Origin of the sequence: Euzebyella marina (assembly GCF_014855515.1) — a bacterium.
GTDB classification, from domain to species: domain Bacteria; phylum Bacteroidota; class Bacteroidia; order Flavobacteriales; family Flavobacteriaceae; genus Euzebyella; species Euzebyella marina.
Genome location: NZ_JACYFK010000001.1, coordinates 345,425 through 361,652 on the forward strand (window position 1 = coordinate 345,425; position 16,228 = coordinate 361,652).

Below are 16,228 nucleotides of genomic sequence, written 5' to 3' on the forward strand. Positions count from 1 at the left end.
ATTGCTATTTAATTCAATAGAATTTCTATTCTTTCTACCCCTGGTATTCATCTTGTATTGGACGGTTTTCAAAAAAAACCTAAAGGCCCAAAACATTTTGATTATAGTAGCCAGTTATATCTTTTATGGCTGGTGGGATTGGCGTTTTCTTTTACTGATAATGCTCAGTACACTGGTAGACTTTTATGTGGGGCAAGAAATATTTAAAAACCTAGATCAAAAAAAGGCAAGATACTGGCTATGGGTAAGCATGGCTTTTAACTTGGGTCTCTTAGGTTTTTTCAAATACTTCAACTTTTTTGTCGACTCATTCATCGATATGTGGTCGATTTTTGGGTACGATATGAAAAGTACATGGACGCTAAGGGTCATTCTACCCGTGGGTATTTCATTTTACACCTTTCAAACAATGTCTTACTCATTTGACATTTATTACAAAAAGCTGAAACCTACCAATGATTTGGTGGCATTTACGGCATTCGTAGCCTTCTTTCCCCAATTGGTCGCTGGGCCCATTGAAAGGGCTTCCAATTTGTTACATCAGATTTCGAATAAAAGAATTTTCAATTTTGACCAAGCCTCTAGCGGAATTAAACTTATGCTTTGGGGTTTCTTCAAAAAACTGGTGATTGCCGATGCTTTGGCCCCAATTGTTGATGACATATTCCAGAATTATGCCGACTACCCAGCTTCCACGCTCATTTTGGGTGTTTGTCTTTTTAGTTTTCAGGTGTATGGCGATTTTAGCGGATATACAGATATCGCCTTAGGAACCGCCAAGCTTTTAGGGGTCGAACTTATGTCGAACTTTAAGTTTCCTAACTTCTCGCGTAACGTGGCCGAATATTGGCAACGTTGGCACATCTCGTTATCGACATGGTTCAGACACTATCTTTATATTCCCTTGGGTGGTAATCGGGTCGGCAAACTTTTATCCATAAGAAATATTACCATAATTTTCGTGGTTAGTGGCTTTTGGCACGGTGCGAATTGGACCTTTATTTTCTGGGGAGCGTTGCATGCGCTTTTTTATATTCCCGTATTCTTGATGGGCAGAAACCGAATCTATGCCGACAATGTAATAGCAGAAAATAGTTGGTTACCATCACTAAAGGAAATTGGCCAGGTATTATTGACCTTTGCTTTGGTCACTTTCTCCAGAATCTTTTTCAGGTCTCCCACCTTAACCGATTCTTTTGCCTACATCAATAAGATTATCGAAGATTTCAGTTACGCTCCCTACGTTCATCCGATGGGTTACCGAATGATCGATTTTTATGTTTTGATAGCCCTATTTACCTTTTATGAATATCTAATTAGAAAAGACGAGAGAAACCCGTTCAAGTTTGAATCTAGATATGTGAGGTTTTTTGTATACTCTGTTCTCATATTACTTATGTTGCTATTCTATGATGATGGTGTCAATAGATCGTTTATTTATTTCCAATTCTAAGGGATGAAGAAGTTTATATTAAAATGCTTGGTATACGTATTTCTGATTTTACTGACCTTAGAAGGGTTGGTAAGGCTTTTACACCTGTACACCGAAGACCCACCGAGATACATTGATGAGTATGGTGTAGAAAAGCGTGTGCCCGGTAGTTCAGGATACGCCGTGACCGGAAACAGAAATCAGAATTTTTCAGAGTTCAGGATCAATGAAGAAGGTTTTAACTCCAAAAATGAATTCAACCCCACCGAGGAAGATTATGAAGTAGCTTTAATAGGAGATTCATTTATAGAAGGCTTTCATCAAGATTACTACATTTCTACCGGCGAGAAAGTCGAAGAACAAACAAAAGATATTAGCGTATATGAATATGGTTATGCCGGCTATGACTTGGCGAATCAAATGCATTTGATACACGCTTATAAAGATCAATTTGAATTAATTGATAAGATAATCATCTACCTCAATTATGAAAGCGACCTTTCAAGAGGAGAGTACAGCCCTAATTATGCGAGGATCAAAATGCTGAATTCCACGCTTTTTAAGATTCGTGATAACATCAAACTTTTGGCCTACGGTTCAAAAATTGGTATTCTCGAACCCTTTAAAAGACTTGCTCAGGGCAAAGCTTTTAGAGAGCCCCAGAACGGCTATCAAGAAAACGAGGTAACGCTGTCGCAAGAAGAAATAGACGCACAAGAATTAAAACGACTCAACAATTTCAAAAGCCTAGTTTCTCTTTACGGTTTCGACAAAGAAAAAACGGTTATTCTGCTAGACTCAAGAAAAACGGCCGATAGCTTTTTAAGATACTGTAAAGCCGAAAATATTGAGGTATTAGATTTTGCACCCAATTTTAAGGCATCAAAAAAATCGACGACCTTAATTTACGACCATCACTGGAACGAACATGGTCGAGATATAATTGCCAAAACCATAGCTGATTACCTTACTACCGAACGATAAATAAATTTTATCTTTAGGAATGTCGAATTTTTACGACCAATTCCCCCAGAGATACATATTTATCGTTTCGAGTTGGCTATTGACATCAAATACCGGTTTTTCTTTGACCTTTTCATGAAAGGTAAGATACCTCCATTCTATAATACCCCCATAAATAACAGTCTTACCAACTCGAATCTTCTTGCAAATTCAAACCATTTTGACGGATTTGATGATTTAGGGTTCACCTCCGTTTGGGATATTCCCGAGTATTTAGATGTGCCTGAAGCCCCCTTAAGCAAGAATATTTCTCGAAGAAAAATACGCCAATATAAAGGTTTCTTAATAGATCTTACAGCTTCAAAAAGTGTAGACGATTACATTTTGAAACAGCTAAGTGCACGCAATAGAAAAAAGCTTAGGTCAAAAAAGAAAAAACTGGAAGCTGAAAACAAAATAGAGTACTGTTTCTTTTATGGCAAAATGGAAAGGGCCGCCTACGATAAGCTCTTTTCTCAGTTCGCAGCTCTTCTTCAAAAGAGGTTCGACGAAAAAAGAGTACACAACAACAACTTACATAATTGGCATTATTATCAAGAACTAGTATACCCCCTTTTGCTTAAAAAGAGAGCCTCTCTTTTTGTGATTTATAATAAGGAACAGCCCATAAACATTGCCCTTCACTTTCATTTGGAGGATACCGTTTTCAGTTATATTCAAACCTATGATATTGCATATTCCGACTACAATATGGGCGATATAGGCATGTTAAAAAGACTGGAACTATTCTTCAATATAGGTGTTAAGACCATCGATTTATCAATGGGAACTACGGATTATAAAATCAAATGGTGCAACTACCCTTATCATCTATACTTTCATCTGTTTTACAGAAAAAATAATCTGATTTCATGGAGTAAAATGATAACAACTGCCTATAAACTTAGAGTAAAACAACACCTAAGAGACAAAGATATCTTAGGTAAGCGCTTTCGACTTGACAAACTGAAGTACCTTTTGAAAGGTGCTTCTTCAGCATAAAAAAAGCCCCTGAAAAATCAGAGGCTAAGATTACAAAGAATTGCTTATAGTTTTGGCTCCCAACCTGAGGCGTATTCTCTTTTCCACCAGTCTTTCATCACTTTATCATTATTCAAGACTTTACCAGTGGTTGTATCAATCTTTATGGTTTCCCCGGCATCTTGAGCCATATTGCCCAAGTGGCAAAGCATGGTGGTAATGCTGGCATCTTTAATGTCGGAGTTCAATGATTTATCCTCACGAATTCCTGCAAAGAAATTGCTTACGTGGTTGACATCTAAAACACCTTCTCCCCTAGTATTGGTTCCGGTGCTTTGGTCTCCATCTTCCTTTACATCTTTAATTTGGTTCCCTCCCAAATCATATAGTTGGTAACCTCCCCTACTAAGAGTGATGATACCTTTGCTACCATAAATGGTAATACCTCTACCTGGTTGATTAGGCATTATAAGACCCCTACTATGACCTGTCCAAGTTATAAATTTATCATCCCCGAACTTATAAGTAACCTGCTGGTTATCTACAAATTCCCAATCATCATCATAGGCGTACTTTCCTCCGTAAGAGGTTACACTATCGGGCAAATCAACCCCTAATGCCCATCTACAAATATCAATTTCATGGGTACCATTGTTATGCACCTCACCAGTACCCCAATTTTTAAACCAGTGCCAGTTATAAGGGTGAATATTATCTCTGTAATCTTCACGTATTGCTGGCCCTTGCCACATTTCCCAATCCAGCGTTGAAGGTACCGGAATTTTTTTACCCGTTCCAATAGAATCTCTGTTGTTGGAATAATAGGCTTCTCCCTTGAAGACATCTCCTATAATACCCTCATTGATTTCCTTTACTGCCAGCGCCGAAGATTTGGCCGATCGTTGCTGGTTACCCATTTGCACCTTCTTACCATATTTCTTTTGTGCCTCTACCAGTAAAGTATTCTCATAAGGGTTATGGCTACATGGCTTTTCAACGTACACGTGTTTACCTGCCTGAAGGGCCAAAATGGCCATTGGTGCATGCCAATGTTCAGGTGTCGCAATAAAAACGGCATCTACCTTTTTGTCTTCCAAAACTTTTCTAAAGTCTTTTTCGACTTTCGGAACATACCCTATATTCTTTTTACACCATTCATTATGTTCTTCAATAATCTTATCATCTACATCGCAACTATAGATAATTTTGGCATTCGAATCGGTATGAATAGCCTTAATATGTGCTTTTGCCCTGCTACGCACACCTATGATGGCACAGTTGATTTTATCGTTTGCTCCCAAAATCCGAGAATATTCCGAAGCCGACATTGCATTTATACTACCACTGAAGGCTATTCCCGCCGCACCTACCGAGGCTTTTTTGATAAAGTTTCTTCTGTTAGAACTCATATTCTTTAGTTTAAGTTTAGTAACCGGTATGGTTTGACCACAACCAGAAAGCAAAGTTTATTTACTCAAGTCTTTAATTTTGATGTTTTTGAACGACACCAAGTCACCATGGTCTTGTAACAAAATGTGCCCTTTGTCAGCCTCACCAAAATTGGGCCATTTTTCATACTTGCTTTCAGCGACTAATTTTCGGTAGTCAGCACTTTTACGCTCGTATTCCAATACTTTAATTCCGTTTAATCTGTGTTCAACATGATTATCTTTAGAAATGATGTGGGCAGTATTCCATTCTCCAATTGGGTTGATTGGCTTGTTTTCATCAGCAGTAATCAAATCATAAAGAGAAGAAACCGTGCGATTACCGTCCCTACCCATTTTTGCATCAGGATGCTTATCGTCGTCTAAAATCTGATATTCCAATCCGATAGAAGAACCAGGACCTTTATTGATATCGGTATTGACATAATATTTAATACCGCTATTGGCACCCTCGGTAAGTTTAAAATCTACCTTCAGCTCAAAATCACCATATAGCTCTTTGGTGACAATATCACCCCCAGCAGCAGATTCGGCGCCACCCGAAGAAAGTACGCTTAAGACACCGTCTTCAATCTTCCACCCCTTATCAGGGAATTCATCCAATCTTGCACCACGCCAACCATTGGTTGTCTTACCATCCCAAAGCATTTCCCAACCACCTTCTTTTTCCGATTTGGTCAAGTTATTTTTCGTAATAATGGGCTCTACTGGGTGCGGTCTATTATATTTTGAAAGACTATCGGTCAAAATCTTAATATTTCTCCACATTATTTCAGTACCCTCTTTACTTTCCTTCCGAATACTGTGCACCTGTAATCCGATAAAGCCGCTAGCAGTTTTATCATCAATTAAGTTTGCGGCTGGCACGCCGTTGATCCAAGTCTGCAAAGTGTCACCTATTGCCTCGATACGATAATGATTCCAATCGTTCTGTTTAAAGGCCTTTTGTGCTTCAGGGTTATCGGTCATTGGGTTGAGCCAACCTCTTCTGGCCTCATCATAGATTCCGGCACTCCAAGCCCTTTCTGAAGGGTCGATTTCAATCTGGTACCCATGAACTCTACCGTTCATGTAATTCGGATAGCTATTACTTCTTATTTGGATACCAGAATTCATTGTAGAATCTACTTTATAATCAAGTTCCAAAATAAAATCCCCATACATTTTGTCTGAAGTCATGAAAGAATTAGGGGTATCATGAACCGTACTACCTACAATGATTCCGTCACGAACTTCATAGTTTGCTTTTCCTCCTTTCTGGCTCCAACCATTGAAGGTTTTCCCATCAAAAATCTCAACCCATGGAGTGTCATCTTTAGCCGTTTCACCACATGAACCTAAAAGAATTAATGCTGTAAGTGCCAAGCCATTCACAATTTTTGCTCTGCTTGATTTAATTATATTCATTTTTTTAATATGTATTTTGGATTTTGCTTCAAGATATGAATTTTTATATAGCTTTTTGCCGCTATACCTTTTTTAAGAAAAATGTGTGAAATACAACGTTAGCAACTAAAAAGCCAGCGTAAAAACGCTGGCTTTTGACTAACTCAAACAACATAATTATTGGGGATACCCAGGATTCTGAGGATATCCTCCCAATGTTCTATCAATCTGGTCTTGAGGAATAGGCCTAACCGTATGATAATCTTGAATATTGGCCGCCCCTTGAGGGTTATACGCTTTAACTCTATCGACCAATGTACCGGTTCTTGTAAGATCCCACCATCTATAACCTTCACCAGCTAGTTCACGTGCCCTTTCATCTAAAAGAAAATCAAGGTCAACATCGCCAGCGGCAACTTGAAGCGCTGCTTCTTGGCCCGGCCAAGCAGCCCTTGTGCGAATAACGTTGATATCGGCTGCGGCTCCAGAGGCGTTGTTTTGTTGCAACCTAGCTTCCGCGCGCAGCAAATAGGCATCACCTAATCTCATAAGGATAAAGTCTCTTTGACCGTTCACCTTTTGCCTGTCAGGTCTCGTGTCGTCAATCCATTTGTTCATTGGCGGAAACAACCTTTCAGAATACTCATCATCTGTAATCACCATATAAGGTACTTGATCCTGTCTCGATTGTGGCCAAAGTTCATTTCGCATTGGCCCAGGAATAAATATAGCGGTGTCGCCAACAGCTAAAGGTGCTCTTGCCGGTTCATCTCCTACCGCGTCGGTGGCTGGCTCTTCTTTGTTGGCATAGAAAACATGTTTAAAAGACTTGTCATATCTTGAATCAATATCCCTATCCCACAAAGACAACATAAACTCTGTTGGACGGTGCCTTTTCCATGGCCTACCATTGGCAATATCCCTAGTCATACCCCTACGTACATCATACTCCATTAAAAAATAAAGGTGCCACCTATGACCGTAAGGATCTATATCACTATCAACCTGCGCTTTTGAATTCGGTACCGCGAAAACAACTTCACTGTTTTCTTGGTTAGCTATATCCCATAAGGATGCATAATCATCTAAAAGAGAAAAACCGTAGTTGTTTATAACATTGCCGAATAGGGTTTCTGCCCTTGCTGCATCGTTACCTTCTGCAAAACCGGTGTAACTTCTGGTAAGTAACACTTTTGCTAACAAAAACTCTGCTGCGGGTTTGGTCGCCCTACCATAATCACCATTAAAAGGCTCTTCTCCTAAATTGGCAATCGCAAACTCTAAATCTGGTATTATAGCCTGTGCGTAGATTTCAGATTGAGAAGTTTTATTGGCTTCAACCTCAATATCTGTGGTTTCCTCTAAACTTATGTGCGCATCACCGTAAGTGGTCACAATATTAAAGTAATAAAGAGCCCTAAGAAATCGAACTTCGGCCAAAAGAGTTGTTTTCTCACCCTCATCCATCTCAACATCAGCTGACCGATTAATCACACCATTGGCCTGATTGACACCTCGATACCAAGTATTCCATGCGTCGCGAATATAAGAGGAAGCCGAGTTCAAACTGGTATCATAAAAATTAAAGTATTTATGACCCCCGTCAGCACCGTTGGTCCAGATGTCTGTACCGAAAGTGGTCATGGCGGCACCCATCTCTTGACCGTAAAACGGTTTCAAAAGACCATAAGTAGCGGTAACCGCATCTTTAAGACCATCTTCAGTTGTATAATACGAGGCAGCGGATACGTCTGTCACCAACTCCTCTTCAAGATAGTCCTCACACGCACTGATTACAAAGCCAAAAGCTAGTAACCAAACTGTATATATTGTTCTTTTCATAATATCTATATTATTTTTTTTTATGGTCTCCATGATTAGAATGTAGCACTTAAGGTTAAAGAGTACATCTTATTACTTGGAATAATACCAGACCCCAAAGAACTTGCTCCGTTGGCTTCACCTGGAGGATCAACTCTAAATGGGCCTGCATTATCGTCGGACTCTCCGACCTCTGGATCAAATGTTTCATAATCGGTGATGAACCACAGATTCTGTCCTGATAATGTAAATTTCAAGCTATCCATACCCAATTTATCGGTAACCGAATTTGGCAAAGCGTATGAAAGCGATATATTTCTTAGTTTGATGAAACTACCATCAAAATAAGTCAAGGTTGAACCGTTTCTCGGACTTTCTTGGTTTTCGTTCGGTCTTGGATTGGCATTTGTAGGATTGTCAATAGTCCAATAGTCCACATCAAGATTATTATATCTTGCGAATAGTGAATTGTTCCCTGCATGGAATCCCGATTGAATTGTTTGCCCCTGACGGAAATAGAAGAACAATCCAAGTTCAAGCCCTTTGTACGAAAATCTATTGGTCAAACCACCATAATAGTCTGGGGTATCAGTACCTAGTATCTTTCGGTCATCAGGATCAATGACACCATTATTATTTGTGTCTCTTAATTTTATTTCACCTGGCACCTTCTGCTCCATTGAATTGGCCAAATCGACTTCGTTCGATTGATAAATACCTATCTTTTCGTAGTCATAAAAAACTTGAATAGGCTCACCGATAAACCAAGAGTTACCCACATCATCGATAGGATTACCATTTTCATCCTTCAAGGCCAACTCGGTGATTTGTTCACGATAACCGGCTATATTAAAGTCTAATTTCCATGAAAAAGCGTCCGGGTTATCGAAAATCTTAGTGCTGACCGCAAATTCAAGACCTTGGGTACGTGTAGAACCTATATTCTGCAAAATGCTACCATAACCTGATGTAGGTGGTAAGCTCCTATTTAAAAGAATATCTACAGTATTTGTTCTAAACCAATCCACAGTACCGCTTACGCGACCATTGAACAAACCAAAATCAAGACCAACGTCGACCGTTTTTGAAACTTCCCAGCCCAAGTTGGTATTCGGTATTTCAGAGAGGCCAAAGCCAAGAACACCATCTTCACCCCAAGCATATGGTATAGAACCCAATCTTCCTGCTGTTTGATAAGGGTTAACCGAGGTATTTCCAACTTCACCGTAAGAGGCCCTTAACATCAATTGTGATACCGAAGTATCGGCCAAGAACTGCTCTTCTGACATACGCCATCCAATGGAGGCGCCAGGAAAGTAATTCCATTTATTTCCTTCGGCCAACCTTGAAGACCCATCAGCCCTTAACGAAGCTTGAAATAGGTATTTACCTCCAATATCATAATTCAACCTCCCCATAAATGAAGCCAAGGTCCATTCGGTTAATCTTGAGGCTACATTTCTGTTGGCTGCAGAACCTAGATTAAAAAATTTCTGGGACTCATAAGGTATACCAGTGGTCGAAGCCTGAGCTATTTCTGTACGTGAACTTTGAACACTCTGAAGAAGTGTTACTTTAAGATTTTGATCACTAAACACCTCTTTATCAAAAGTCAATAAGTTCTCTATTGTATAGGCAAAGTTGTCTGAGTGAGTGATAGCCGCATCTCCAGGACCTCCACGATTGTCGTTCGTCAAGCTGCCTCTAAATTCACCTCGTCTACCTAAACGAATATCAGGCCCAAAAAGAGTTTTCCATTGAAGCCCTTCGGTAATGTTTATATCTAATGAGATGGGAGCAAAAATACGGGTCCATTTTCTCTCATCAACAAATGCACCATCAACCAATTCGTTTAAAGGGTTTGTTCGAATACCGTCATTGGTAGGTAAAAATCGCAACTCACCATTTTCATCAAATGGCACACCTAAAGGGTTGTTTGCCAAGGCTTCACCCATTGTTGCATTAGAACCCCAGTTCTGAATAGAGTGTGCAATAAGAAACGACGCCCCGATTTTGAAAGTATCATTGATACGATGATCAACATTCAACCTTCCTGAGAAACGCTCATAGTCCATATTACTAATAATACCCTGCTCTTTGAAATACCCTATAGAAGAGTTGAAAGTTGTATTCTCTGAACCTCCACTAACTCCTAATTGGTGATTGGTCTGATAACCTGATCCAAGTACCAAATCTAAATAGTCGGTCGACCGCCCTTGATCCAATGATTCTAATTCAATAGGATCGAAGAAAACGTCTGTATCAGCTGGGATGGTACCATCCCAAGAAGAGCGTCGGGCCTCCCTTTTCATAGCCGCATACTCCGGACCATTCATCATATCCACAAGGCGTGATGCCGAAGTTATACCATATTGGCTACTATATCTTACCTGTGTTTCACCGACCTTTCCACGGTTGGTAGTCACCAATATAACACCGTTAGCACCTCTTGACCCATAAACGGCCGTAGCTGCGGCATCTTTCAAGACTTGCATAGAAGCAATGTCTTGTGGGTTAATATCAGACATTGATTCAGAGCCATCGATCAATGGAATTCCATCAACTACATATAAAGGATCGTTAGAAGCCGTTACCGATCTTCTACCCCTAATACGTACAGTAGAAGTTTGACCTGGGCGACCGCCCCCGGCCTGAATATCAACCCCTGAAATCTGTCCCTTAACCGCATCTATTGTACTTGAAGTTTGCACAATACCAATTTGCTCGGCATCTACGGATGCAATTGCAGCGGTTACTTCACCCTTCTTTTGGGTACCATAACCTACCACCACCACTTCATCTAAGAGTGCCGAATCTTCTTCAAGGGTTATACTTAAAGTAGATCGATTGTTAATTGAAATTTGTGCTGTTTTGTAGCCAATATAGCTTACGCCCAAAACAGCGTTACCTTCTGCTTGAATGGAGAAATTACCATCAAAGTCAGTCGTTGTACCCCTAGTGGTTCCTCTGACCACCACACTTGCCCCGGCCAAGGGAACCCCATTCTCATCAGTTACCGTACCTGAAACGGTTGATTGAAAAGGAACATCAAAAGCATGGATACGATCAGCAACGATAATTTCGTTGGCATGACCTAAGGTAGGTACAACAAGTAAAATCATGAAGAATGCGCCCAAAAACTGTGATTTGAACACAACAGAGCCTGTACCTACAAATTTTGTAGTGTTTTTCATGTTGTAGTTAGTTAAAAATTGTTAGTTACTTAATAGTTTAAATCGAAATCAATCTAGCCCTTTTTGGGCATAAAATGTGTAGTTAGATAGTTCATTTCATAGTGTCAATTTTTGTAGTTGTTAGAATTAATTTTCTCTTGGTTGCCAAAACGGTGTACTTCCATATGACTATGTAATAATCAATAATTCTGCATACCGTCATAGACGAAAATAGGCTTACGTTTTGATTTAAGCAAATCAAAATATCATTTTTAAAGCCCCATTAGCACTGATTTAGCACTAATTTTACCTATAATTTTAATTATCAATAATTTTTTTACTAAAAAACCAAAATTGTTTGTTTTTAACGAAAATTGAGTTTCAACCATTTAGCCAAATCGGCATAACCTCTGTAAAAGCCCCATTTATCGGGCTTCTGAAAGACTTAAAAAGTTTTTTAAAAATCTTTGAAAGAGAAATAGGATAATTGGAAGCGCAATCGATTACTGCAATCGGTTACACAATTGCCAAAAAATTTAACAAAAATATTTTTTTTGTTTTTTTATCCTACAAAATAAAATAAACAGGAAAAGTACTACAGGGAGAGGGACTTATTGAGGATTACGCCTGACCAATCCCTTGGTAAATTCATTGAGAACCTCCACCTTTTTCTCAAAATCTCCTTTGATGGTTTTGCGATATTCATTTAAGTTCTGAACCAAATCATCAATATTATCAGGAAGAACGTCTTCAAAAAACTGACGGAGCCTCTTTGCCGTAGTTGGCGATTTTCCATTGGTAGATATAGCTATTTTGACGTTTCCTTTTGTTACTATACCTCCCATATAAAAATCGCAAAGGGGTGGATTGTCTGCCACATTGACCAAGAGACTTTTCTTCCTACAATCTTCATACACAGTAAGATTAACTTGAGGGTTATCGGTCGTTGCAATTACAATATGCTTATTTGCAAGATGCGAGTCATTGTACTCGTCTGTATACATGGTAACATTATTCTTACCGGCAAGGTCGATAGTATCCTTTCTAAACATAGGAGCAACCATTTCAACTTTGGCATTCGGACTTGACTTCAGGAGGAACGTCAACTTCTCCAGTGCCACATTACCGCCACCAACAATTAATATATTCAATTCGGATACCTTCAAAAATATTGGATACAGTTGGTTTCTTTCCATAATGATTGCATTTTCTTTCACCCCTCTAATTTACAACAGTTCGCCCGGCCCACCAACCAACAAAAAACTTCTATTGTCTCACTTTGTTACATTAATACTTTGAAATATGATAGATTTATATTTCTTTTGAAAAACAAACTCATAAATCGGTCAAATTATCAATTTAAACTATCTCTTTCTGCTAATACTTTAAAAGACTTTACTCAACTATAAAACCGCTATCATGAAAATCATCCACACAATCTTGCCAGTTGTCTTTTTGTTATTTTTTCAAATCAACAACGCACAAAAATTGGTAACTGGAAAAAACGTGGCCGTTACAAATACCGAATCAGGGAAAGTTAGGGGCTATATTCATGATGGAACATATATCTATAAAGGCATACCCTATGCCCAAGCCAATCGATTTGAAGCAGCTCAAAAAACAACACCTTGGGAAGGCGTAAGAAGTTCAACAACCTATGGCCCAGTGGCTCCACTCATGACCCCGACAACTGAAGTTACCGATGAACCCGAATTTGTATTTGATCACGATTGGGGTTATACAAGTGAAGACTGCCTTCGAGTTAATGTTTGGACCCCAAGTATTGACGACAACAAAAAAAGACCTGTTCTTTTCTGGATCCATGGAGGAGGATTCACAGCAGGCTCCAGTCAAGAGCTACCCTCTTATGACGGTGAAAATTTGAGTAAAAAAGGTGATGTCGTAGTAGTTTCAATCAACCATAGATTAAATGTTCTTGGCTTTTTAGATTTGTCTGCCTACGGAGACAAATACAAACATTCGGCCAATAACAGCATTCTTGACATGGTGGCGGCTTTAAATTGGGTAAAATCAAATATTGCCAATTTTGGCGGAGACCCTAATAATATTACAATTTTTGGCCAATCCGGAGGTGGTGCAAAAGTCAACACGCTGATGGCTATGCCGAAGGCTAAAGGTCTTTTTCACAAAGCCATCAACCAAAGTGGTTCGTTTAGAACCAACATTCTCGAAAAAGAAGATACCCAAGCCATCGGGGCCGAAGTTTTGTCATTACTTGGTATAGAACCTAACCAGGTAGACAGCATACAAAATGTACCCTTCGATAAACTAAGTGCAGCAAGTACCCAAGCACTAAAAAATGTAGCGGAAAAAATGAAGGCGGCAGGCAAACCCGTAATAGGCTTTGGTCTGAACTGGGGGCCTAGCAGAGATGGTGAAGATTTACCCTATCAATTATTCTCTAAAAAGGCTTTCGAACTATCGAAAGACATTCCGCTTCTTATCGGAACCACTAAAAATGAGTTCGCCCCTTTTGCGAACATGAGATTTATAGATGCTACCGACGAAGAGATATATGCTCATATCAAGAATGAATGGAAAGATAAGTCAGATGACTATATACAGGCAGTCAAAAAAGCCTATCCGAACGATACAGACACAAAAGACTTGCTAGATGTCGATACTATGTTCAGACCAGGGGCAGTTGTTCAGGCGAATGAAAAATCTTCACTACAAAACGGTGCTTCGGTATTCATGTATCTTTTCACTTGGCAATCACCTGTGTTTAATGGTAAATACAAATCGTTGCATTGTATGGAACTACCTTTTGTTTTTGACAATATTCAAAGGGCACAAAATATGACGGGGGGCGGTGAAGAAGCCCAAGTTCTTGCAACCAAAATGAGTCAGGCATGGATCAGTTTTGCTAAAACAGGCAATCCTAATCATGAAGGTTTGCCAACTTGGCCAGAATACAATAGTAAAAATACGGCTACCATGCATTTTGATACTTCTTGCGAGGTAAAACCGCAATTAGACAAAGAACTGTTCAGCTTGGTCGAGAACAAATAACGAACTATTCCGAAATAGCGGCTAGTTGTTATCTAGAATATTTCGAACATTACCAAACAGAAATAGAGCAAATCTGGGTTCGCTTCAGACCTAAGAAATCGATAGGCTCGCTTCATCTGAGTTTTAACCGTATTAACTGAAACTCCGTTGTTTTCGGCAATTTCAGAATACGACTGACCATATATGACGTAAGAGATAAAAATCTTTCTGCGACTTTCGGGTAGTCTGTCAATCAATTCTTGTATGCGTTTCTTATTGCCGATTTTTTGAGGTTTTTCTTCATCTACCTTTATGTTGGCCACCAATTGGTTTACCAAACTCTGTTCTTTTTTTACTTTCTGTACGTGCTGAAGACTTAGGTTCTTTATAGCCCTTACTGCGTAGGCCTTAAAGGAAACGGTAAATTGTACATTCTTTCTTCTTTCCCAATAAGAAATAAAGAAATCTTGAACGATATCTTTTGCGACATCTTTATCCTTTACAATAGATAAAGCCACCAAACATAAAAAAGCGTGATTGCTCTTAAAGAACAATTCTAACTCTTCTATGGTCAAAGGCGGCTTTTGCATGGTTGGTTGTTCAAAAAGCTACTTACACACTTAAATTTATTCAATCTTTTTCGCTTTTCTGCAATTCAATTATATAGAATTATACTCAGTTACGGAGAATTTTCAATCCTTTTTGTTAAAAAACAAATAATCTGTCACCCCAAATTAGAAAATAGGAAACATACAGGAAACAAACTTTGCAAAATGGCAAATATTGAGCAGTTCAAAAAAGTTCTTAAGCTCGTACAACAAACAGGTAGAATTGATCAAGAAGCTTTCAAGCATCTGACCAAAGAAGAAATAGAGTTAATCAAAGATTTGAACAGTTCTGGCCTTTTAGACGAGTCTATTGAATTGCTTGATGTAAATGGAACTGAAGACGAGTGGACTGTCATTAAAAACAAAATCAATCCGCATGTTCCAAAAGCGATACCTCTTTGGAAAACAGTGGTTCGCTATGCGGCCATCTTCGTAGGTCTGGCAATCTCTACATTATTTCTACTTGAAAGAAATGAAACAACATTTGAAACGGTGCAGCCCGATCCAGAAGCTATTACCCTTAGAACAGGAGAAAATGCTATTGAAGTTATCGAAGAGAAAGGAAATCAAAAAATAGTAGGCTCAAATGGCAAAGTCATTGCCAATCAAAAAGGCAATGTTTTAAGCTATAGTGCCGATTCAGAAATTGAAGAGCTCGTTTATAGCGAAGTTCAAATTCCATATGGAAAGATTTTCAACGTATTGCTCTCCGACGGAACATTGGTTCACTTGAACTCCGGAACAAAATTTAAGTACCCCATCAAATTTATCAAAGGCCAAAATAGAGAGGTTTTTATCGAAGGGGAAGCTTATTTTAAAGTAGCTAAAGACACTGAACACCCATTTATAGTAAATGCAGATGAAGTCGCAGTAAAGGTTTTGGGTACCGAATTCAACCTTTCATCCTACCCCGACGAAAAGAATATTACCACCGTGTTGGTCGAGGGATCCGTAAACATGACCAACACCTACACACCGGACCAAAGTACGATTTTAAAACCTGGACATAGAGCCCGATGGGGAAAGACCTACCATACGACCCTTCTTGACGAGGTCGATACCGAAACTTTTACTGGCTGGATCACCGGAGAAGTCGTCTTCCGCAATACCCCTTTCCATCTAATGGCAAAGAAGCTAGAAAGGCGCTACAATGTATCAATCGAGAACAGAAATAAATCACTCAACTCAAAAGTGCTAAATGCCAGTTTCAATGTTAATGTAGAAAGCATTGATGACATACTTCAATCTCTCAACCAACTTCAACCTTTCACGTATCACATCTCTAATAATAAAATAACCATTGAATAATGTCAACCCTTTAAAACTTTAATGCCTATGTAAGACCTCAGAAAAACCTCAGTTGTA

At 39.1% G+C, this 16,228-nt stretch carries 11 protein-coding genes; 5 read left to right on the forward strand and 6 right to left on the reverse strand.

The annotated features are described in order from the left end of the window. The first annotated feature begins 1 nt into the window (after position 1). The 3 genes from IL356_RS01330 to IL356_RS01340 all read left to right on the forward strand — a co-directional run bounded on the left by IL356_RS01330 (position 2) and on the right by IL356_RS01340 (position 3,436). Positions 2-1,453, forward strand: coding sequence for an MBOAT family O-acyltransferase (locus IL356_RS01330; RefSeq protein ID WP_121847582.1), 1,452 nt, complete (start codon positions 2-4; stop codon positions 1,451-1,453). Positions 1,454-1,456: 3 nt separating this feature from the next. Beyond that, positions 1,457-2,416: a hypothetical protein gene (locus IL356_RS01335; RefSeq protein WP_121847581.1), complete on the forward strand. Its 960-nt coding sequence runs from the start codon at positions 1,457-1,459 to the stop codon at positions 2,414-2,416. A gap of 114 nt (positions 2,417-2,530) precedes the next feature. Beyond that, positions 2,531-3,436 carry a GNAT family N-acetyltransferase gene (locus tag IL356_RS01340; RefSeq protein WP_121847580.1) on the forward strand — a complete coding sequence of 302 codons (906 nt, stop codon included), beginning with the start codon at positions 2,531-2,533 and terminating at the stop codon, positions 3,434-3,436. 44 nt (positions 3,437-3,480) lie between these two features. Here IL356_RS01340 and IL356_RS01345 read toward each other — a convergent pair whose 3' ends face one another. The 5 genes from IL356_RS01345 to IL356_RS01365 all read right to left on the reverse strand — a co-directional run bounded on the left by IL356_RS01345 (position 3,481) and on the right by IL356_RS01365 (position 12,439). Beyond that, entirely contained in the window at positions 3,481-4,824 is a 1,344-nt protein-coding gene (locus IL356_RS01345; protein WP_121847579.1) for a Gfo/Idh/MocA family protein, read from the reverse strand. Positions 4,825-4,881: 57 nt separating this feature from the next. After that, positions 4,882-6,270, reverse strand: a complete 1,389-nt coding sequence (locus IL356_RS01350) for a 3-keto-disaccharide hydrolase (RefSeq protein ID WP_121847578.1) — start codon at positions 6,268-6,270, stop codon at positions 4,882-4,884. A 156-nt stretch (positions 6,271-6,426) separates the two neighbouring features. Beyond that, the gene (locus IL356_RS01355; protein ID WP_121850583.1) at positions 6,427-8,091 is read right to left on the reverse strand and encodes a RagB/SusD family nutrient uptake outer membrane protein; all 1,665 of its coding nucleotides are present in this window, start codon (positions 8,089-8,091) and stop codon (positions 6,427-6,429) included. Positions 8,092-8,126: 35 nt separating this feature from the next. After that, the gene (locus tag IL356_RS01360) at positions 8,127-11,264 is read right to left on the reverse strand and encodes a SusC/RagA family TonB-linked outer membrane protein (protein WP_121847577.1); all 3,138 of its coding nucleotides are present in this window, start codon (positions 11,262-11,264) and stop codon (positions 8,127-8,129) included. 590 nt (positions 11,265-11,854) lie between these two features. Further along, positions 11,855-12,439: a precorrin-2 dehydrogenase/sirohydrochlorin ferrochelatase family protein gene (locus IL356_RS01365; protein WP_121847576.1), complete on the reverse strand. Its 585-nt coding sequence runs from the start codon at positions 12,437-12,439 to the stop codon at positions 11,855-11,857. 223 nt (positions 12,440-12,662) lie between these two features. Here IL356_RS01365 and IL356_RS01370 point away from each other — a divergent pair, with 223 nt between their 5' ends. Then, a complete protein-coding gene (locus IL356_RS01370) occupies positions 12,663-14,276 on the forward strand; it encodes a carboxylesterase/lipase family protein (RefSeq protein ID WP_121847575.1) in 1,614 nt (537 codons plus the stop codon). A 32-nt stretch (positions 14,277-14,308) separates the two neighbouring features. Here the strand turns inward: IL356_RS01370 and IL356_RS01375 are convergent, their stop codons facing one another. After that, positions 14,309-14,845, reverse strand: a complete 537-nt coding sequence (locus IL356_RS01375) for an RNA polymerase sigma-70 factor (protein WP_121847574.1) — start codon at positions 14,843-14,845, stop codon at positions 14,309-14,311. A gap of 183 nt (positions 14,846-15,028) precedes the next feature. Between IL356_RS01375 and IL356_RS01380 the strand changes: the two genes are divergently transcribed. After that, on the forward strand, positions 15,029-16,171 hold the full coding sequence (locus tag IL356_RS01380; RefSeq protein WP_121847573.1) for a FecR family protein: 1,143 nt from the start codon (positions 15,029-15,031) through the stop codon (positions 16,169-16,171). Positions 16,172-16,228 lie beyond the last annotated feature (57 nt).